Origin of the sequence: Methylobacterium sp. E-016 (assembly GCF_022829745.1) — a bacterium.
GTDB lineage: Bacteria > Pseudomonadota > Alphaproteobacteria > Rhizobiales > Beijerinckiaceae > Methylobacterium.
In genome coordinates, this window is sequence record NZ_JAKSYF010000145.1 from 33,403 (window position 1) to 51,835 (window position 18,433).

General features: G+C 72.4%; 14 protein-coding genes and 2 pseudogenes. 8 read left to right on the plus strand and 8 right to left on the minus strand.

What is annotated here, in order from left to right; genetic code table 11:
• Positions 1-47: 47 nt before the first annotated feature.
• Positions 48-212: pseudogene (locus MKK68_RS21465) on the plus strand (DUF3368 domain-containing protein); the annotation flags it as partial.
• 88 nt (positions 213-300) lie between these two features.
• Here the strand turns inward: MKK68_RS21465 and MKK68_RS21470 are convergent.
• Complete coding sequence (locus MKK68_RS21470) at positions 301-1,725, minus strand: EAL domain-containing protein (RefSeq protein ID WP_244032914.1); 1,425 nt, start codon at positions 1,723-1,725, stop codon at positions 301-303.
• Positions 1,726-2,035: 310 nt separating this feature from the next.
• On the opposite strand from MKK68_RS21470, the gene MKK68_RS21475 reads away from it, so the two are divergent.
• Together MKK68_RS21475 and MKK68_RS21480 are read left to right on the plus strand one after the other, a co-directional pair.
• Complete coding sequence (locus MKK68_RS21475) at positions 2,036-2,254, plus strand: heavy-metal-associated domain-containing protein (protein WP_147729049.1); 219 nt, start codon at positions 2,036-2,038, stop codon at positions 2,252-2,254.
• Positions 2,255-2,452: 198 nt separating this feature from the next.
• The gene (locus MKK68_RS21480) at positions 2,453-4,126 is read left to right on the plus strand and encodes a formate--tetrahydrofolate ligase (RefSeq protein ID WP_147729048.1); all 1,674 of its coding nucleotides are present in this window, start codon (positions 2,453-2,455) and stop codon (positions 4,124-4,126) included.
• 123 nt (positions 4,127-4,249) lie between these two features.
• Here MKK68_RS21480 and MKK68_RS21485 read toward each other — a convergent pair whose 3' ends face one another.
• Together MKK68_RS21485 and MKK68_RS21490 are read right to left on the minus strand one after the other, a co-directional pair.
• Positions 4,250-5,020 carry a restriction endonuclease gene (locus MKK68_RS21485; protein WP_147860280.1) on the minus strand — a complete coding sequence of 257 codons (771 nt, stop codon included), beginning with the start codon at positions 5,018-5,020 and terminating at the stop codon, positions 4,250-4,252.
• Between the two features lie 299 nt (positions 5,021-5,319).
• Positions 5,320-5,811 (minus strand): MucR family transcriptional regulator, encoded by a 492-nt coding sequence (locus tag MKK68_RS21490; RefSeq protein WP_147844642.1) that lies wholly within the window; start codon positions 5,809-5,811, stop codon positions 5,320-5,322.
• A gap of 666 nt (positions 5,812-6,477) precedes the next feature.
• On the opposite strand from MKK68_RS21490, the gene MKK68_RS21495 reads away from it, so the two are divergent.
• Positions 6,478-9,123, plus strand: a complete 2,646-nt coding sequence (locus MKK68_RS21495; protein ID WP_243938808.1) for a bifunctional acetate--CoA ligase family protein/GNAT family N-acetyltransferase — start codon at positions 6,478-6,480, stop codon at positions 9,121-9,123.
• Between the two features lie 12 nt (positions 9,124-9,135).
• Positions 9,136-9,510 carry a helix-turn-helix domain-containing protein gene (locus MKK68_RS21500; RefSeq protein WP_244032885.1) on the plus strand — a complete coding sequence of 125 codons (375 nt, stop codon included), beginning with the start codon at positions 9,136-9,138 and terminating at the stop codon, positions 9,508-9,510.
• 57 nt (positions 9,511-9,567) lie between these two features.
• Here the strand turns inward: MKK68_RS21500 and MKK68_RS21505 are convergent, their stop codons facing one another.
• The 4 genes and pseudogenes from MKK68_RS21505 to MKK68_RS29955 form a co-directional block, all read right to left on the minus strand.
• Positions 9,568-10,101: a Dps family protein gene (locus MKK68_RS21505; protein ID WP_244032886.1), complete on the minus strand. Its 534-nt coding sequence runs from the start codon at positions 10,099-10,101 to the stop codon at positions 9,568-9,570.
• Between the two features lie 182 nt (positions 10,102-10,283).
• Positions 10,284-11,858 carry a murein L,D-transpeptidase gene (locus MKK68_RS21510; RefSeq protein ID WP_244032887.1) on the minus strand — a complete coding sequence of 525 codons (1,575 nt, stop codon included), beginning with the start codon at positions 11,856-11,858 and terminating at the stop codon, positions 10,284-10,286.
• 598 nt (positions 11,859-12,456) lie between these two features.
• Positions 12,457-14,676: a TonB-dependent siderophore receptor gene (locus tag MKK68_RS21515; protein ID WP_244032888.1), complete on the minus strand. Its 2,220-nt coding sequence runs from the start codon at positions 14,674-14,676 to the stop codon at positions 12,457-12,459.
• 353 nt (positions 14,677-15,029) lie between these two features.
• Positions 15,030-15,269, minus strand: a pseudogene (locus tag MKK68_RS29955) (DUF6894 family protein).
• A gap of 377 nt (positions 15,270-15,646) precedes the next feature.
• Here MKK68_RS29955 and MKK68_RS21525 point away from each other — a divergent pair.
• Both MKK68_RS21525 and MKK68_RS21530 read left to right on the plus strand, forming a co-directional pair.
• Complete coding sequence (locus tag MKK68_RS21525; protein WP_244032889.1) at positions 15,647-16,726, plus strand: acyltransferase family protein; 1,080 nt, start codon at positions 15,647-15,649, stop codon at positions 16,724-16,726.
• A gap of 92 nt (positions 16,727-16,818) precedes the next feature.
• Complete coding sequence (locus tag MKK68_RS21530; protein ID WP_187275586.1) at positions 16,819-17,124, plus strand: hypothetical protein; 306 nt, start codon at positions 16,819-16,821, stop codon at positions 17,122-17,124.
• A gap of 10 nt (positions 17,125-17,134) precedes the next feature.
• Here MKK68_RS21530 and MKK68_RS21535 read toward each other — a convergent pair whose 3' ends face one another.
• The gene (locus tag MKK68_RS21535) at positions 17,135-17,692 is read right to left on the minus strand and encodes a DUF4337 domain-containing protein (protein ID WP_147729230.1); all 558 of its coding nucleotides are present in this window, start codon (positions 17,690-17,692) and stop codon (positions 17,135-17,137) included.
• A 159-nt stretch (positions 17,693-17,851) separates the two neighbouring features.
• Between MKK68_RS21535 and MKK68_RS21540 the strand changes: the two genes are divergently transcribed.
• Positions 17,852-18,412, plus strand: coding sequence for a DUF2059 domain-containing protein (locus MKK68_RS21540; RefSeq protein ID WP_147859896.1), 561 nt, complete (start codon positions 17,852-17,854; stop codon positions 18,410-18,412).
• Positions 18,413-18,433 lie beyond the last annotated feature (21 nt).

Below are 18,433 nucleotides of genomic sequence, written 5' to 3' on the forward strand. Positions count from 1 at the left end.
GGGAAGCCATCCGGTTGGCGACGGCGCTCGGGGCTGACCTGATCCTCATGGATGGCCGTGCCGGCGTCGCCGCCGCCCGGGCCAGGGGGGGCGCCGTCACGGGCACGCTCGGCATCGTCGACCTCGCCGTGCGGCGCGGCCTCCTCGATGTGCACGACGCCGTCTCACGGCTCCGGGCGACCAATTTCCGCTGCCGCCCGGCGCTGTTCGAGGCCCTGCTCGCCCGGCATCCTCGCCCCTGGCACGGCTTCTCCCCGATCTGCCATCCCGAAGGGACCCTCAGGATCGGGTACGACCCCTCTAGCTCGCCCGGCGCAGGAAGGCCCGGAACGGGCGGCGCTCCGGCGTCGGCTCGGGCGGGTCGTCCGGGGTCGGGGGGGCGGAGGGGACCGGCGGGGCCTGCGCGGCGAGCACGTCGGCCCGCACCGGGCGCGGCGGGGCGAAGACCGCCCCTTGCGCGAACGGCACGTCGAGGTCGATCAGATCGGGCACGTCGGATTCGGCCGCGACGTCGGTCGCGACCAGGCGGATGCCAGCCCGCGCGAGCGCGGTGACGAGGTCCTCGATCGCGATGTCCGACAGGCTGCGCCGGGCCGGGCCGGGGCGCAGCAGCAGGCCGGCGGGGACCTTGACCTGGCCGACGCCGTAGCCCGCCAGCGCCGCGGCGTCGAAGCGCAGGTCCGCCGGCCGGTCGAGGGTGAAGCCGACCCGGCCCTTGAGCGCGGCGACGGCGCCGGCCTGCTCGGCGTCGAGGTTGCGCCAGCTCGCCTGCGGCAGGGCGACGACGAGGCGGCCGGCCAGGGCCGGCTCGGCCGCGACCAGCCGCGCGATCCCGCGCAGGAACCCGGGCTCGTAGAGCGAGAGCGGCGACAGGCCGTAGGCCACCGCCGCCTCGCTGCCGCGGCCGACGAGGTGGCGGGCGATGGTGGCGACCCGCTGCAGCATGCGCCGGTCGAGCTCGGTCGAGCGGCCGTGCCGCTCCAGCACCGGCAGGAACGCCTCCGGCGTCAGCACCGCGCCGGCGAGCCTCAGGCGGGCCAGGGCCTCGTAGGACGCGACCTTGCGCTGCGGCAGCGTCACCAGCGGCTGGAGGTGGACCTCGAGGCCGTCGCCGTCGAAGGCCGCGATCACCGCCTCGTCCTCGGTCGAGCCCCGGGCGGCCGCGTCCGCCCGGGGCAGGGCGCGCGGCGGGAAGAGGCGCGGCACCGGCATCGGCGCCGGCTCGGGCTCCGGCGCCGCGGGCGGCACGTAGGCCGGCGGCTGAATCGAGGCGGGCGGCGGCGCGTAGGCGGGGGCCGGCGCGTAGGCGGGGGCCGATGCGAAGACTTGGGCCGGCGGCGGTTCCGGGGCGGGCGCCGGCTTCGAGGCGGCCAGGTCGGCGGCCTGCTGCTTCAGCCGCGCGACCTCGCCGTCCTGCGTGCCGACCACGGCCGCGAGGTCGCGCACGATGCCGCTGAGCAGGCCGATCTCGACGGTCAGCTCCTCGACGTCGCGGGGCAGCCCGGCCTGCGCCGGATCGGCCCGGCCGGCCGCCTCGGCCTTGAGCAGGCGCTTCGACAGGGTGTCGAGCTCGGCCGAGAGCTTGTCGCAGCGTGCCTTCAGCCCGCTCGCACGGGCATGGGCCGCGAGCGCGCCGAACGCGGCGAGCCCCCCGAGCGCGAGCGCGCCGACCGTGGGCATCAGGGCGGCGAGCGGCGCGAGCGCAACGAGGCCGAGCAGACCCATCGACCACAGGCCCGCATGCCGGCCGATCCTCCGGGCTGTGGGTCGGTTCGCCACGGGTGCCTTCTTGCCTGGATTCGGGGGGAGCCCGGGCCTGCCTGATCGGGGCCGCGGAGCCCTTTTGTCGCCGAGGGCCCGCGGGGCCGCAAGCGCGCAGGTGAGCCGGCGCGGCGGTTTTCCGCGAGTGTGACATCCGGAAGTTTCTTCGCCCGCTTGCGGCCTCGCGCGCCCAATCCTCGCCCTGCTCCGCCCTTGCCGCGCCCGGCCCGGCGCCCGAGATCGGTGGCAGGCGATCGATCGACGGAGCGACGGCATGGACGCGCAGGGCGAACTTCTGATGCGGGTCGAGGGCATGACCTGCGGCGGGTGCGAGGCGTCGGTGCGCCGCATCGTCCAGCGGATCGATCCGGCGGCGGAGGTCGCGGTCGACCGGGCGCATGAGCGCGTCGCGATCCGGACGTCGGCCCAGAGCCTCGTGCTGGCCGAGGCGCTGACCAAGGCCGGCTACACCGCCACCGCGATGACCGGCTGAAGGCGCGCCAAATCGAATTTGTCGGCGCAGCGAATAATTTCGACGCGCTTTTCGACCGGAGCTGACGCAAAATGTCGGAATCGGCCGGGCGTTGCGCTTGGTCTTGCGCCCGTCGCACGGCACAACGCCGGCTTGAACGGACGTCGCGGACAAAACCGGACGCCACACGACGCCCTCGTGCCAAAGGTTGAGGAAACCATGCCCTCCGACATCGAGATCGCCCGCGCGGCGACGTTGCAGCCGATCGCGCAGGTCGCCGAGAAGCTCGGCATCCCCGACGACGCCCTGCACAATTACGGCAAGCACATCGCCAAGCTCGATCACGGCTTCATCGGCGGGCTCGAGGGCAAGCCCGAGGGCAAGCTGATCCTCGTCACCGCGATCTCGCCGACCCCGGCGGGCGAGGGCAAGACCACGACGACGGTCGGCCTCGGCGACGCGCTGAACCGCATCGGCCGGAAGACCATGATCTGCCTGCGCGAGCCCTCGCTCGGGCCCTGCTTCGGCATGAAGGGCGGCGCGGCCGGCGGCGGCAAGGCCCAGGTCGTGCCGATGGAGCAGATCAACCTGCACTTCACCGGCGACTTCCACGCCATCACCTCGGCGCACGCGCTCGCCGCGGCGCTGATCGACAACCACGTCTACTGGGCCAACGAGCTCAACATCGACGTGCGCCGCATCCACTGGCGCCGGGTCGTCGACATGAACGACCGGGCGCTGCGCGCGATCACCCAGTCGCTCGGCGGCGTCGCCAACGGGTTTCCGCGGGAAGACGGCTTCGACATCACCGTGGCCTCCGAGGTCATGGCGGTGTTCTGCCTCGCCAAGGACCTCGCCGACCTCGAGGAGCGCCTCGGCCGCATCGTCGTCGCCGAGACCCGCGACCGCAAGCTCGTGACCCTGAAGGACGTCAAAGCCACCGGCGCGATGACGGTGCTGCTGAAGGACGCGCTGCAGCCGAACCTGGTGCAGACGCTGGAGGGCAACCCGGCGCTGATCCACGGCGGCCCCTTCGCCAACATCGCCCACGGCTGCAACTCGGTGATCGCCACCCGCGCCGGCCTCAGGCTCGCCGACTACACCGTGACGGAAGCCGGCTTCGGCGCCGACCTCGGCGCGGAGAAGTTCCTGGACATCAAGTGCCGGCAGGCCGGCCTGTCGCCGTCCGCGGTGGTCATCGTCGCCACGGTGCGGGCGCTGAAGATGCACGGCGGGGTCAACAAGAAGGACCTCGGGGCCGAGAACGTCGACGCCCTCGAGAAGGGGTTCGCCAACCTGGCGCGCCATGTCGCCAACGTGCGCGGCTTCGGCCTGCCGGTGGTGGTGGCGGTCAACCACTTCCACGCCGACACCGATGCCGAGCACGCCAAGCTGCGCGACCTCTGTCGCGAACGCCTCGACGTCGAGGCGATCACCTGCAAGCACTGGGCGGAGGGCGGCGCCGGCGCCGAGGCCCTGGCCCATGCGGTGGTGGCGCTCTCCCAGGGCGCGCCGAAGCCGATCGCCTACACCTACGAGGCCGAGGCCAAGCTGTCGGACAAGGTCAAGGCGATCGCGACCAAGCTCTACGGCGCCGCCGACATCCAGATCGAGTCCAAGGCGGCGGGCAAGCTCGCCACCTTCGAGAAGGACGGCTACGGCCACCTGCCGGTCTGTATGGCCAAGACCCAATACTCGTTCTCGACCGACCCGACCCTGATCGGCGCCCCCGAGGGCCACGTGGTCGCGGTGCGCGACGTGCGCCTCTCGGCCGGGGCCGGCTTCGTCGTGGTGATCTGCGGAGAGATCATGACCATGCCGGGCCTGCCGCGGGTGCCGGCCGCCGACACGATCCGCCTCGACGCGAACGGCCAGATCGACGGGCTGTTCTAGGGGCGCACGCGACGCGTCTTTCCCTCCCCCGCACCCAAGTCGGGCCTGCCCGACTTGGGCACACGGGGTGCGGACCTCGGGCAAGCCCGAGATCCGTCGGGGGAGGGAAGAGGAGAAGAGCCGTCAGCCCCGCGCGGCCAGGACGGTCCGCATCGGGCGCAGGTCGTCGAGATCGTCGTGGTGCAGCAGCAGCACGTCGGTGGCGGCGGCGAGCTTGCGGGCGGCGGGGGTGAAGCCGGCATTCGTGACCACGGCGGCCATGTCGCCGGACCAGTAGCGGGCGGCGGCGGCCGCCTCCTGCACCGCGGCGTTGCCGACCGGGCGGCCGTAGCGCTTGCACTGCACGACGAGGCGGGTGCGGCCCTGCTCGGCGACGATGTCGGCGCCCTGGTCGCCGCTCGCCGGGGTCGGGTGCGTGCGCCAGCCGGCGCGCTCGAGCCGCGCGGCGCAGAACCGCTCGTAGGGCACGCCCTCCTCGGGCGCCGCGTCGTCCTCGGGCAGGTCCACCGCCTCGGCCACCGCCTCGACGATGGACAGGATCGTGTCCGCCCGCGCCGCGCACAGGTCCGCGAAGCCGCGCGCGGTCAGGTCCGGCACCACGGTGCGCGCGACGAAGTAGTCGCGCTCGCGCAGCCAGCCGTCGACGATGCGGTTGCCGTAGGCGTCGACGAAGCTTTCCTGCCGGCGGCGCAGGGCGAGCGTCCGGGCGTGGCGGCGGGCGAGCTTGCGCACCCGGGCGCGGAAGCGCCGGGGCCGCCCGAGATGGCGCAGCAGGACGAGGCCGAGCGCCGCGCCCGAGAGCAGGAGGCCGCCGCGCCCGTACCGGAGCGACAGGCCGCCGCCGACCACCGCGATCCAGAACAGGCGGGCGACGAGGCTGGGCTGGCCGGGCATGAACGACGCCTCACGCGGCCGGCCCCACCGGCCGGCTCCTCGCCGACAGCCATCGCACCCGGCGATGCCCGATCCCTGAATCGGCCCGGCGAGCGCCGCGGAAAGCTGTGGATTTCCCGGGGGCGGGCGCCCGCGAGCGGATCGCGTCGCGCTGTCCGGCTCCCCCTCCCGGAGGAGAGGGCCGGGGCGAGGGGCATGACCCACCCGGACGGGTCGTGCCCCGCAATCCGCCCGTCTCCCACGGGGGACGGGACGCGGGTTCTGCCGGGCCCGGTCGGGCGATCGGAAGAACCCGGCGATCAGCCCTCGGCGGCGCTGCGGCCTCGGCTGCGGCGCGGGGCCGGAGCGGCGGCCGCCTCGGGTGCGGCCTTGCCGCGGGTCTTGCGACGCTGCTGGCCGAGGCCCATCGTCTTGGCGAGCTCGGAGCGGGCGGCGGCGTAGTTCGGCGCGACCATCGGGTAGTCGGCCGCCAAGTTCCACTTGGTGCGATACGCGTCGGGGGTCATGTCGTAGCGCGTGCGCAGGTGGCGCTTCAGCGACTTGAACTTCTTCCCGTCCTCCAGGCAGATGATGAAGTCCGGCGTGACCGAGCGCTTGATCGAGACCGCGGGCGTCGGCGGCTCGACCTTCTCGGCGGCGGCGCCGTTCCCCAGCTGGGCCAGCGTCGTGTGCACCGAGACGATGAGCCCGTTCAATTCCGGGACCGGAACGGAATTCTTGCTCACGAAGGCCGACACGATCTCTGCCGCCAGAGCGATGTAATCCGGTTCCATGCCGTTGTCGTTCATCATCGATCGTTCCCCGGTCCGACTTCCCTCGACACGTCCGACGTCAACGCAGCCCAAGGGTTGGGAAATTTTCAGCTGACGCCAGCTTGTTCAGGCAAGGCGGCTATGATGTCTAACATCTCAACGCAATGCGCAAGGTCTGTTTCCGTTCGATTAAACTTGATGGAAAGGCTTCCAACACAAAAAAACGAGTGTAGCGCCGCACCCGGAGTCCAGTCCGACCCCCTGCGGCGCTGGTGTCCAATGGCGGAGCCGGTCGTCGAGACGGCCGGAGCCTTCGCGGATTCGGTATTAGTCGCCTGCTTTTCCGTCCCGGCGCGCCAATACCCTCGTTCGATTCCCGCCTCGGGCTTGAAAACTTTGTTGTGTCCGCAACGAGATCGCGAGCGATCCTGCGCGGGCCGCGGCGGAGCGGCCAGGGCCTGCCGGTGCTCCCGAGCCGCCGGTCCGCGCGGCCGCACCCGCGCGACCGGTCGTGCCGCCGCGCGCGCCGACATGAGGACTTGCCCTGGCGCGGGTTGCTCTGTTGAAGAGGCGGGCGCACCGGACGATCGGCCCGCCCCCGTTGATTCGCGACCGGGCGGGCAGACGAGAAGGATCGCATGATGCCGATGGACCGGCCGTGACCGCCTTCCGCCGGGCGGCCGGCCCCCCGCTCGGAGGCCCCGCGTGAGCACCTACCGCTTCGAGGCCCTGCTCACCCCGCGCTCGGTCGCCGTGGTCGGCGCCGGCGCCCGCGCCGGCTCGCTCGGGCGCGCGGTGTTCGACAAGATCCGCGCGGGCGGCTTTCCCGGGTCGGTCCACCCGGTCCACCCGCAGGATGCCGAGGCCGACGGCGTGCCCTGCGTGGCGCGGATCGCCGACCTGCCGGCGGTGCCCGACCTCGCCGTGGTGGCGAGCCCGCCCGAGAGCATCCCCGGGATCGTCGCGGAGGCCGGGCGGGCGGGCGTGCGCGCCGCGATCCTGCTCACCGCCGGCCTCGGCACCGAGCCGGACGATCCCGGCCCGCGCGCGGCGCGGATCGCGCGGGAGCACGGCCTGCGCCTGCTCGGGCCCGACAGCGCCGGCCTCGCGGTGCCGGGCCACCGGCTCGACGCCAGCCTGCTCGCCCGCGCGCCGCGGGCGGGCGACCTCGCCCTGGTCTCGCAATCGGGCACGGTCGCCGGGGCGATCGTCGAGTGGGGCGCCCGGCACGGGGCCGGGTTCTCGGCGGTGATGGCGCTCGGCAGCGCCTGCGACGTCGACATCGCCGACTGCCTCGACCACTTCGCCAACTGCCTGCGCACCCGGGCGATCCTGCTGTGCCTGGACGGGGTGTCGGACGCCCGCCGCTTCATGTCCGCCGCCCGCGCCGCCGCGCGCACCAAGCCGGTGGTGATCCTGCGCGCCGGCCGCCATGCCCGCGACGGGCGGAACCCCGAGACCCATACCGGCGCCCTGGCCCGGCCCGACGCGGTCTACGCCGCCGCGTTCCGCCGGGCGGGCCTGCTCGCGGTCGAGGATCTCGACGCGATGTTCTCGGCCGCCGAGACCCTGTCGCACCAGCGCCCGTTCGCGGGCAAGCGCCTCGCGATCCTCACCAACGGCCGCGGCATCGGCCTGCTCGCCGCCGACCGGCTCGCCGACCGCGGCGGCGTCCCGGCGGACGGGCCGGTGGTCGATCTCGGCATCACCGCCGACGGGCCGGCCTACGCCGCCGCCCTCGCGCCGATGCTGGCCGACCATGCCGGCGACGCGGTGCTGACCGTCCACGTCCCCACCGCCCGCTCGGACGCGGCCGCGGTGGCGCAGGCCGTCGCCGACACGGTGACGCGGGCGCGGCGCGGGCAGGCGCGCAAGAAGCCGGTCTTCGCGGTGTCCCACGGCGAGGCGGCCGCGGCGATCCTGGCCGGCGCCGGCATCCCGCACTTCGCCACCGATTCCGAGGCGATCGAGGGCTTCCTGCACCTGGTGCGCTACCGCGAGGCGCAGGACGACCTGATGCGCACGCCGGATTCGCTGCCGCGCGACTTCTCGCCCGACACCGCGGCCGCCGAGGCGATCGTCGCCGCCGCCCTGCGGCAGGGGGCGGCGTGGCTCGATCCGGTCGCGGTCGCCGGCCTGCTCGCGGCCTACGGCATCGAGACCGTGCCGCTGACGCTCGCCCCCGACATCGACGCGGCGGCGGCGGCCGCCTGGACGATCATCGCCGCCGGCGGCACGGTGGCGCTGAAGGTCGTCTCGCCCGACGTGGTGCACAAGTCCGACATCGGCGGCGTCCACCTCGACCTCACCAGCGAGCAGGACGTCCGCGACGCCGCGCGGAAGATCCTGGTGCGCGCCCGGCGCGAGCGGCCCGATGCCCGGGTCACGGGGTTCGCCGTGCAGCCGATGGTGCGCAAGGGCCAGCGCCGCGAGCTGATCGCGGGGCTCGCCGAGGATCCGGTCTTCGGGCCCGTGGTGGTGTTCGGCCGCGGCGGCACGGCGGTGGAGGTGATCGACGACCGGGCCCTCGGCCTGCCGCCCCTCGACCTCGCGCTCGCCGACGACCTCATCGGCCGCACCCGCGTCGCCCGGCGGCTCGCCGCCTATCGCGACGTGCCGGCGGTCGACCGCGGCGCGATCGCGCTGACGCTGGTGAAGCTCGCCCAGCTCGCCGCCGACCTGCCGGACGTGCGCGAGCTCGACATCAATCCGCTGCTCGCCGACGCCGACGGCGTCGTCGCCCTCGACGCCCGGGTGCGCCTGCGCGCCAGCCCGCGCCGGGCCGGCGGCCATCCGCGCTTCGCGATCCGGCCCTATCCCGCCGAATGGGTGCGGGCGCTGACGCTGAAGGGCCGGGCGATCGCCGTGCGCCCGGTGCGGCCCGAGGACGAGCCGCTGTTCCGGGCCTTCTTCGCCACGATCGACCCGGAGGACGTGCGGCTGCGCTTCTTCGCCCCGGTGCGCGACTTCAGCCACGCCTTCCTCGCCCGCCTGACCCAGCTCGACTACGCCCGCGCCATCGCCTTCGTCGCCCTCGACGAGACCGAGGCGGGCGCCGGCGAGGGGGCGAAGCGCATGCTCGGGGCGGTGCGCCTGCACGCCAACGCCGACGGCACCAGCGGCGAGTACGCGATCCTCGTCCGCTCCGAGGCCCGCGGCACCGGCCTCGCGCTCGCCCTGATGCGGCTCATGCTCGACTGGGCGCGCTCGGAGGGCATCGGCACCGTCGAGGGCACGGTGCTCGCCGAGAACCGCGCGATGCTCGCCGTGTGCCGCCGCCTCGGCTTCGCGCAGAGCCGCGACCCGGACGACGTCGGCGTGGTGAAGGTGCGGCTGGGGTTGCGGGGGTGAGGGGAGACGGCCATGACTCGCACATCGGCTCGCACATCGGCTCGGACATCGCTGACGGACCTCCTCGCGTCGCCGCCGGACATCGACCGCGCGCGCATCCTGGCGACGACGGAAGCGGAGATCCGCGCGCAGGCCGTCGCCGACGGCGACGACCCCGATACGGAGGCCGAGGGCTACCGGCTGGTTCCGCCTCCCCACGACCTGCGGCGGACCCTGGGCCTGACGCAGGCCGCTTTCGCCGCCCTGCTCCGGTTTCCGATCGGGACGGTGCGGAACTGGGAACAGGGCCGCACGCCGCCCAATCCCGCGGCGCGCACGCTGCTGGCCCTGGTGGCCGCAGATCCCGCCCATGCGCTGCGGGTGCTCGGGACGCCGCGGGCGCCATGAAAAAAGCCCCGCCTCCTCATCGGAAGCGGGGCCGCATCTCGCGTCACGCGTAAACGATCAGTGGCCGCCCTCGGTGGCGTTGCGGGTCGACTCGTAGAGGAACCAGGTGCGCTCCTCCGACTGGTCGATCCACTCCTCGAGCAGCGAGGTGGTCGAGACGTCGTTGGCCTCGTCGGTGACCTCGTGCAGCTCGCGCATGTTGGCGGTGAGCGTCTTGTTGTCGTCGCGCAGCTCGCGCAGCATGTCGAGCGGCGAGACGTACTCCGCGTCGTTGTCGGCGACGCGGGTCAGGGACTTCGCCTGGCCCAGCGACTTCAGCGCGGTGCCGCCGATCTTGCGGGCGCGCTCGGCCACGTCGTCGATGATCGCGAAGATCTGCTCGCTCTGCTCGTCGAGCAGCAGGTGGTAGTCGCGAAAGTTCGGGCCGCTCATGTGCCAGTGGAAGTTCTTGGTCTTGATGTAGAGCGCGAACAGGTCCGAGGTCAGGACCGCGAGGCCCTCGGCGATCTTCTTGGTGTCGGCCGGGTCGAGGTCGGTCGGGGTGTTGAGGCGATCGCTCTCGATGCGGGTGATGGGCTTGGCCTTCGCCATGGTGGTCGCTCCGTTTGGGTCTGTCGGGGGCGAACGCCGGGCGGCCGCCGCGACGGCCCCGGCATCCCTCACCCGGCAGAATGAGCGGTGGCGGCGATTGTTCCAGGGCCGGTCCGCGGCGCGGGGCAGGGGTGCCGCCGGTGCACAGGCTGGAACCATTCCAGGCGGCGGCGCGGGTCCGCTCAGTTCGGGATCGCGCCCGGCGGCCGCGGGGCCGGCCCGTCGCCGAGCTGCGTCGCCTGCGGCCGCGGCGCCGGCCGCGCGGGCGCGGGCACGGCAGCCCGGGGCGCGACCGCCGGCTTGAGGTCGGCGGCCACCGGCGGGCGCTGGTCGGGCTTGGCCGGGCGGATCGTGGCGCGCGGCGCGATCGCGCCGGTGGCGGCCGGCTCGGTCGCCGCCGAGGGCACCGGCCCGCCCGGCGTATCCAACCCGTAGATGTCGTCGCGGAAATGGACGCGGCCGTCCGGCGTGGCGTAGCCGGTGAGGTAGACGAAGGTGACGGGGACGGGCTTGACCAGCTTGAGGTCGCGGCGCTCGCCGTCGGCGATGCCGGTCTCGATCTCGATCGGGCCCCAGGCCGAGCCCGGCCCGTTCGGCCCCTCGACGCCCTGGAGCAGCCAGCCGACCAGCTCCTTGACCCCGCCGACGCGGACGCAGCCGTGGCTGTGGAAGCGGACGTTGCGCGAAAACAGCGATTTCGAGGGCGTGTCGTGCATGTAGACCGCGAAGCGGTTCGGCATGTCGATCCGCACCTGGCCGAGCGAGTTGTCGAAGCCGGAATCCTGGCGCAGCGTGTAGGCGACCGCCTTCTCGGTGTTCCAGTTCACCGCCGTCGGGTCGACCTCGACGCCGCCGGGGCCGAGGATGCGGATGTGGTTCTTGGCGAGATAGCCCGGCTCCTTGCGCATCCGCGGGATGATCTCGTTCTTCACCACCGAGACCGGCACCGTCCAGGTCGGGTTGAAGTTGATGTCGGTGATCCGGGTCTCGACGCTGGGGGTCGCCTTGTCGGGCTTGCCGACCACGGCGACGTAGCGGCGCGCGACCTGGCCGTTCTCCACCGCCTCGACGGTGGCCGCCGGGATGTTGACGACGACGTAGCGCTCGCCGAACGGGAACTTCGAGCCCATCAGCCGCGCCGCCGAGGCCGCGAGCTGGCGCTGGCGGACGGAGGCCGGCACGTTGAGCGCGGCGATCGTCAGCCGGCCGATCAGCCCGGATTCCGGTAGGCCGTGGCGGGCCTGGAACGCCGTCACCGCCGCGACCAGCGGCGGATCGAGCCGGTCGCTCGGGGGCGCGTCGGCGGGCAGGTCGCCGGTGAGCGTGAGGTGGTGGCGCAGCGCCGGGATCGCTGGGTTCGACGCGCCCGGCTTGAACACCGTGCTCTCGGGCACCGGCGCCCAGCCGCCGGCATCGGCGAAGGCCTGGTACAGGTCGGCCGCGCGCAGGGTGTCGGTGAAGGTCTTCTGCGTCAGCGTCGGGCGCGGGTCCGCCGAGACGGTGGCGTAGACCAGCTCCGGCTCGGGCTTGCGCTTCCCCGCCTCGCGGGGCGCCGCCTCCGGGGCGGCGGCCGCGAGCGGTGCCGACGCCGGCACGCCCTGCGGCGCGGATGGCGGCACGGCGGGCAGGGCGGGCGCGGGCTGCGCCGGGGCGGGCATCGCGCCGGGCGGCGGCGCGCCTTGCGCGGCTGCGGCGCTCAGCGCGGCGGCGAGCGCCAGCGGCGACAGGCCCGCGCGCAGGAAGGCGGCAGAGAACATCACGCAACCCCGATCTCGGTCCCGCGACCGGGCGGTTCCGAGCCGGATCATGCCGGCCCGATGGTTACCGATCCCTTGTGGCCGCCCGAGGGTTCGGCCCCCATCGGCTTGGCCGCGCGAGGGTCACGTTCGATGCGTTTCAGATCCGCGGAAGATCTGCCGACCGCCCGTATGGTCGGCGCCCGATGCGACCCTCTCTCCACCGCTCATACGTTCCATCGTTCGCGGCATCGAAGCGTGCCGATCGGCCATGACGGGCTGAAGTCGCTCGACAGGAGCGAGATCGAGGCTGTCGCCGTCCCAAGCGAGCACTTCGTCCTGGCGACCGAGGTCCTGGCGACCGGGAAGGATCAGGCCGCCACGGTTGCGGACATACGGCCGATGCCGACGCGACCGCGACGGTTTCAGGCCGAGACGCTGCGCGCTTCGGGAGTCGAGCGAGGCAAAGGGGGCGTGGTGGCTCGGGGGCAGGCCGATCTCGGGCGCGTCACGGCCTCGCCCACACGTCGTTTCGAGTGCAGGCCACCATGCGGACTTCGGTCGTCGTGTCGGCGCTGCGCGCGGCGTCTCGATCCCCGACCGCCGGAGGCGAGCCTTCTCACCACCGATAGATCAGGCTGCCGATGACCGTTGCCGGCTGGTTGAAGTTGCAGAAACCGAACGAACAGGTCGTGTAGTTTCGGTTGAAGATGTTGTAGCCGTTGATCTGCGCGCGGAAGCCTTTGTACTTCGGGTCGAGCGCGGCGAAGTCGTAGGCAACGAGGGCGTCGTAGAGCGTCACGGCGGTATTGCGCACGGTGTTCTGATCATCCGCGTAGCTTGAGCCGATGTAGCGGATGCCGCCGCCGATCTGCAGCCCGCGCAAGGCCGAGGCGGGCGGGAAGGCATAAGTCAGGAACGACGCGTAGGTGTCGCTGGGGATGCCGGAGACGCGGTTCCCGTTGAGGGACTCGCCGGCAAACGAGGTCGAGTTCACGAACCGGATGTCGACATGCGTGTAGGCGATGGTCAGGTTCGTGCCCGGCGCGAGGTTGGCGGTCGCCTCGGCCTCGAAGCCCTTCGAGCGTACGGCACCGCCAGCGGTCTGGAACGCGATGTTGCTCGCGTCGGGGATCAGGATGCTCGACTGGTTGATGTCGAAGCCGGCGAACGCCGTCTGGATGTTGGTCCCGGGAATCAGGTACTTCACCCCCGCCTCGATCTGGTCGCCCGTGGCCGGCTTGAACGCCTGTCCGTTTCGGTCCTGGCCGACCTGCGGGGTGAAGGTCGTGGCATAGCTCGCGTATGGAACCAGCCCTGGCGCCAGAACGTAGCCCAGGCCGACCCGGCCGGTGAAGGCGCTGTTGTCCTGGCGCGAGACCGCGCTGTCGGGCGTGGCGTAGTTGTCCTGGAAGACCCAATCGTGGCGCCCGTTCACGGTCAGGATGAAGTCGCCGAACTTGGCCTGATCCTGCAGGTAGACGCCGACCTGATCCTGGGTCTGGCGCGAGGCGGACCCAAGAGGCGGCGTCGCGATGAACTGCTGGCCGTAGTTCCGGGTGGTGAGGTTCAGGTCCGGGGCGAGGCCGAAGCCGAAGCGCGCGCTCAGGCTGTACCGGGCGTAGTCGACGCCGCCGACCACGGTGTGGGCGACCGGGCCGGTGGCGAAGCGCGCCTCCAGCTGGTTGTCCAGCGTCTGCTGCACCAGGCCCTCGCGGATATAGCCGGTGTCGCGGGTGCCGATCGTGCGCGCGTCGTTGACGTTGTTGATGTCGACGTACTTCGCGCTCAGGAACAGCCCGTAATGCCGGAAGTTCTGGCGGAAAACCAGGTCCGGCGTGAAGAAATGCTCGAAGGCGTAGCCGACCCGATACTGAGTCTGGTCGAGGCCGATGAAGCGCGGATCGCCCTGGTAGAAGTTGGACACCCGGAAGCCCGGGTCGTTGTAGAAGAACGTCGCCGCCGGCGTGTTGGTGACCTGGAACTCGCTCAGGAACGTGAACGTCGTGTCGGCCGACGGCTTCCAGGTGAAGGCGGGCGCGATGTTGAGCTGGTCGTCGTTCGTGCCGAGGCCGATGAAGGTGCCGGCCTCGCGGCGTACGCCGGTGAGGCGGTAGGCCATGGTGCCGTCCGAACCCTCGACCGGGCCGCCGACGTCGAAATTGCCCTGGAAGCGTCCGAAGCTGCCGGCTTGGAACTGCACCTCGCCGAACGGCACGAAGACGGGGCGCTTGCTCGTGATATCGAGGATGCCGCCGGGCGATCCGAGGCCGTAGAGGCCGGAGGCCGGGCCGCGGAGGATGGTCAGCGCCTCGGCGCCGTAGGGCTCGCTTTTGGGAAAGGCGAAGCCGCTGCCGATCACGCGCAGGCCGTCACGATAGATGCCCTGGTTGGTGAGCACGTCGAAGCCGCGGATGAAGATCTGATCGAAGCGCGGGTCGAAGCCCGACCGGGCGGAAATGGCGCCCGGGACGTAGTTGACCGCGTCGGTGAACGTCTGGACGTTGCGGTCGTTCAGCTGCTCTCGGGTGACCACCGAGACCGATTGCGGGGCCTCGATTAGCGGGGTGTTGGTTTTGGTGGCGGCCGTGGCGACGCGCGCGGTGTAGCCGGTGATCCCGGAGGGGCCGCCACCGCCGCCGCTGGTGGCGGCCGTGCCGCCGTCGCCGGCGCTGACGTTGAGGCCGCCGGAGCCGGCCGATGCCGGCGCGGCGTTGCCGGGTCCCACCGCCTCGACCGAGATCTCGTTGAGCTGAACGGTGCCATCTTGTGCCACCACGGGACCGGCGAGGATTGTGGTGGTGAGAAAGACGGGGAGGAGCGAGGAGCGGTGGGACATGGATCACGCTGGCGCGCGCTCGGACGAGCGCAGTACCCGTGTGATCGTCCTTCACGGATCCGCGATCAAGCCAAAAACGTGTTATAGATCACACACTTAAAACGTTTCAAATCTGAAAATATTCTAAATTCAAAGTGGGCGAATGCCCCTCGTCGAGGCCGAGGCGCAGGGCATCCGAGAGGGTTCGGGCCGTGAGCGACCTGCCCCGCGCCCGCCGGCGCGAGCCGAGCGACCAGGGCACGAAATCGAACGTCGGCTTTCAAGCGCCAAGCCGGCTTCCGTTCACCACCCTTCGCGGCCTTTCACAGGGTCAAGCTGCGCGCGCAGGCCTTTGGTCGGCGCAGGCGCCGAGGTCAGCGCAGGAGCCAGGTGCCGACGAAGGCGAGGGCGGCCGAGTAGACGGCGTATCCGTCCTCGTCCGTCACCACCACGGTGATGGTCTGGCGCTCGCCCTCGGCCGGGCTCTCGTCGACGGCGATGGCGGGCAGCAGGCGCTTGGCCTAGAGCGCGGCGGCCTGCACGTCCTCGCACAAGGTGCCCACGTCGTCGCGCTGGTGGAAGCCGTCGTGGATGTCGAAGAAGTAGCGGGGCACAGGCTGTCCACGCGTGGAAGGCGGGAGCGCATCCGTCTCTCAGGCGCGGAGCGCCGAATACTGGGGCCGCGATGGCAGAATCGTATACATCCCGACCGGGACGGCAACCGCGCGAGTGTCGCATGCGGCGGCGGCGCACGAACCGGCCGATGTATTGGCCCGATCCCCGTGCGGACGGTGCGATAGCCTCGCGGAGATTCGCACGCCTCGTCCCTTCCCCCACGGAAGGGGAGGGACGATGCGGCGCCCGCCTCCGGCGCCGGCGCGGATGGCGCGGACGGAAAATTTCCGGTTTCCTGCTTGTCCTGTCCGGCGATCGTCGAAAGATCCGCGAGGAGCCTGCCATCCCGAGCCCCACCGCCCCGGTCCCGCCCGCGATGCCCTACCTGCCGCAGCTCGACGGGGTTCGGGCGCTGGCGATCGCCGTTGTCTACGTCGCCCATTGCGGGCTGAGCCACGTCGTGCCCGGCGGCTTCGGCGTCACGGTGTTCTTCTTCCTGTCGGGCTACCTGATCACCACGCTGCTGCGGATCGAGCGGGGGCGGACCGGGACGGTCTCGCTGCCGGCGTTCTACCTGCGCCGAAGCTTGCGCATCCTGCCGCCGATGTACCTGGCGCTGGCGCTGTCCGGCCTGCTCCACGGGCTCGGGCTGCTCGACTGGATGCCGGTCGACGCGGCGGCGGTGCTCGGGCAGGCGACGTTCCTGACGAACTATCCCGACCTTCTCGGCACCGAGCGGGTGCTGCCGGTGCCGCTGTGGAGCCTCGCCATCGAGGAGCACTTCTACCTGCTGTTCCCGCTGGCCTACCTCGCGTGGCTCGGGCGCCTGTCGCCGCGGCGGGCGGCCGTGGCGTGCCTGGCGCTGTGCGGCGCAGTGCTGGCGATCCGCGGCCTCAACGTGTGGCGGCTCGCCGACTACAGCCTGAACTACTCCTGGACCCACACCCGCATCGACGCGATCCTGTTCGGCTGCTGCCTCGGCCTGTGGAACAACCCGGTGATCCCGGCCGACCGCGCCTGGCGGCCGAAACCCTGGCACGTGGCGGCGGCGGGCGCCGTGATCCTCGCCACCCTCGCGGTGCGCGACCCCGCCTTCCGCGAGACCCTGCGCTACACCCTGCAGAGCGCGGCGCTGCTCGTGCCGTTCTCGGCGGCGCTTCAGGGCCGCGGATGGGTCGTGCGGGCCCTGGGCTCCGCGCCGATGCGCCGGCTCGGGCTGTACTCCTACGGCTTCTACCTGGTGCACCCGACGGTGATCGCGCTGCTGCTGCACCTGCGGCCGGGCTCGGGCCCGCTCGTGCTGATCGCCGCCGGCCTGGTGCCGACGCTCGCCCTCTGCGCGCTGATGCAGGTCGCGGTGGAGCGCCCCTGCGCCCGGCTGCGCCGGCGCCTGCTCGCCCCGTCCGGCCGGCCGCCGGAGCCGAGCCTCGCCGACCCCGCGCGCCGGGCGGCCTGAACCGCGCGGCGGCACGCGGCGTTCCTCCGGCACACCGAAGGAGACCGCCCGTGCGCCGCCCGATCGCAGCCCGCCCGCCGATCGCCGCTCCCCTGCTTCTCGCCGTCCCCCTGCTGCTCGCCGCAGGCCTGCTGGCCGCCGCCGGCCCGGCCCAGGCGCAGCGCGTCGACACCACGACGCTCACCTGCGCGCAGGCCCGCGGCGCCGTCGCCCGCGCCGGCGGCATCGTGCTCGGCACCGGCGGCCCGACCTACGACCGCTTCGTCCGCGACCGCAGCTTCTGCGCGGCGACGGAGGTGACGCGATCCGCCTACGCGCCGACGCGCACCGACCCGAGCTGCTTCGTCGGCTACCGGTGCATCGAGCCGGGGTTCGACGACTGGTTCGGCGACCGGTGAGGCCGTCCCCTCAGTGGAGGAACGGCAGGGCGTGCGGCGCGAGGTAGCCGAAGCCGAGCAGCACCGCGCCGGCCGCGCCGAGCAGGCCGCCGGCGAAGACCAGGGCGACGATGCCGGTGATCACCTCGGCCGAGGCCAGCACGATGCCGATCTGGAAGGCGGCCGAGGCCAGCTCGTAATGGTGGTAGCGCAGCAGCGAGAGGTCGCGGTTGTTCTGCGCGGTCTTCGCCTTCTCGGCGAGTTCCTTGCGCCCCTCGCCGGTGGCGGGCTCGGAATCCCAGCGTGCCATCGTCTTCGCCCACTCGGCGCGCTTGGCCGCGATTGCGTCCTGGTTCGGCCCCGGCGGCACCAGGGCCACCGCCTCGTCGGCGGTCTTGAGCACCGTGGCGCGGATGGTGCGCGCCTGGAAGAACGCCCACTGGTTGGCCGCCTCGACGTTGGCGCCGATCGCGTCGGTCTGCGCCGCCTTGCCCAGCGTCTCGCTGAAGGCGAGGAACAGCGCCAGCACCGAGATCAGCAGCGCGACGCGCTTGTTCGACGTCCCGCCCGCTCCGTGACCACCCGACATCCGCTCAACGCTCCCCGTTCGATTCGTGCGGGCGCAGTCACAGCGCATCCGGCGCGCGGATGCAACGCGGCCGAGCTTTTAGGCCGATCCGCCGGCACCGCCTATGCTTCGGCCCGGCCCGATTCGCGGCCGGCGGTTTTCGTCTCCGGAGGACGCGTGATGCGCATCGCCAGCCTCACCTTCATGGCCCTCGCCCTCGGGCTGGCGGGACCCGCCCGCGCCGAGGCGCCGCAGAAGGCGGTTCCCCAAGTCCCTTCCCAGGTCACGCCTCAAGTCACCCTCGATCCGGCCCGCCTGGCGGCGGCGAAGGCGGTGGTCGCCCGCGCCCAGGGCGATCGCGACACCACGCTCCAGGCGATGACCGCGCCGATGACGGCGATGGTCCAGCAGATGGGGCTCAAGCAGCCCGATCGGGCCAAGGTCATGGTGCAGGAGGTGATCATGCCGATCCTCTCCGAGCATTACGACGAGCTGCTCAACCTGCAGGCGATCTCGTTCGCGGCCGTGCTGTCGAAGGCGGACCTGGAGGCCATCGCCGCGTTCTACGACACGCCGGCCGGCCGCAACATGGCCAAGGCGCAGCCGCAGCTGGCTCAGGCGCAGCTGACGGGCATGCAGCACTGGATCGGCAGCCTGGCCGGCGAGATGCAGGCGAAGCTCGCCGCGACCGCCGAGGCGCACGGCTGGGTGCCGGGCGGGAACAAGCCGAAGCCGAACTGAGCCTCCGGCTCTTCCGGCGGC

Bases quoted from the DNA above. Each gene is read 5' to 3' on its own strand.
- MKK68_RS21540 (WP_147859896.1), top strand. From the start codon at position 17,852: ATGCGCATCGCCAGCCTCACCTTCATGGCCCTCGCCCTCGGGCTGGCG.
- MKK68_RS21485 (WP_147860280.1), bottom strand. From the start codon at position 5,020: ATGCCCGGCCAGCCCAGCCTCGTCGCCCGCCTGTTCTGGATCGCGGTG.
- MKK68_RS21470 (WP_244032914.1), bottom strand. From the start codon at position 1,725: ATGGGTCTGCTCGGCCTCGTTGCGCTCGCGCCGCTCGCCGCCCTGATG.
- MKK68_RS21480 (WP_147729048.1), top strand. From the start codon at position 2,453: ATGCCCTCCGACATCGAGATCGCCCGCGCGGCGACGTTGCAGCCGATC.
- MKK68_RS21475 (WP_147729049.1), top strand. From the start codon at position 2,036: ATGGACGCGCAGGGCGAACTTCTGATGCGGGTCGAGGGCATGACCTGC.
- MKK68_RS21505 (WP_244032886.1), bottom strand. From the start codon at position 10,101: ATGGCGAAGGCCAAGCCCATCACCCGCATCGAGAGCGATCGCCTCAAC.
- MKK68_RS21490 (WP_147844642.1), bottom strand. From the start codon at position 5,811: ATGATGAACGACAACGGCATGGAACCGGATTACATCGCTCTGGCGGCA.
- MKK68_RS21525 (WP_244032889.1), top strand. From the start codon at position 15,647: ATGCCCTACCTGCCGCAGCTCGACGGGGTTCGGGCGCTGGCGATCGCC.
- MKK68_RS21500 (WP_244032885.1), top strand. From the start codon at position 9,136: ATGACTCGCACATCGGCTCGCACATCGGCTCGGACATCGCTGACGGAC.
- MKK68_RS21515 (WP_244032888.1), bottom strand. From the start codon at position 14,676: ATGTCCCACCGCTCCTCGCTCCTCCCCGTCTTTCTCACCACCACAATC.
- MKK68_RS21510 (WP_244032887.1), bottom strand. From the start codon at position 11,858: ATGTTCTCTGCCGCCTTCCTGCGCGCGGGCCTGTCGCCGCTGGCGCTC.
- MKK68_RS21535 (WP_147729230.1), bottom strand. From the start codon at position 17,692: ATGTCGGGTGGTCACGGAGCGGGCGGGACGTCGAACAAGCGCGTCGCG.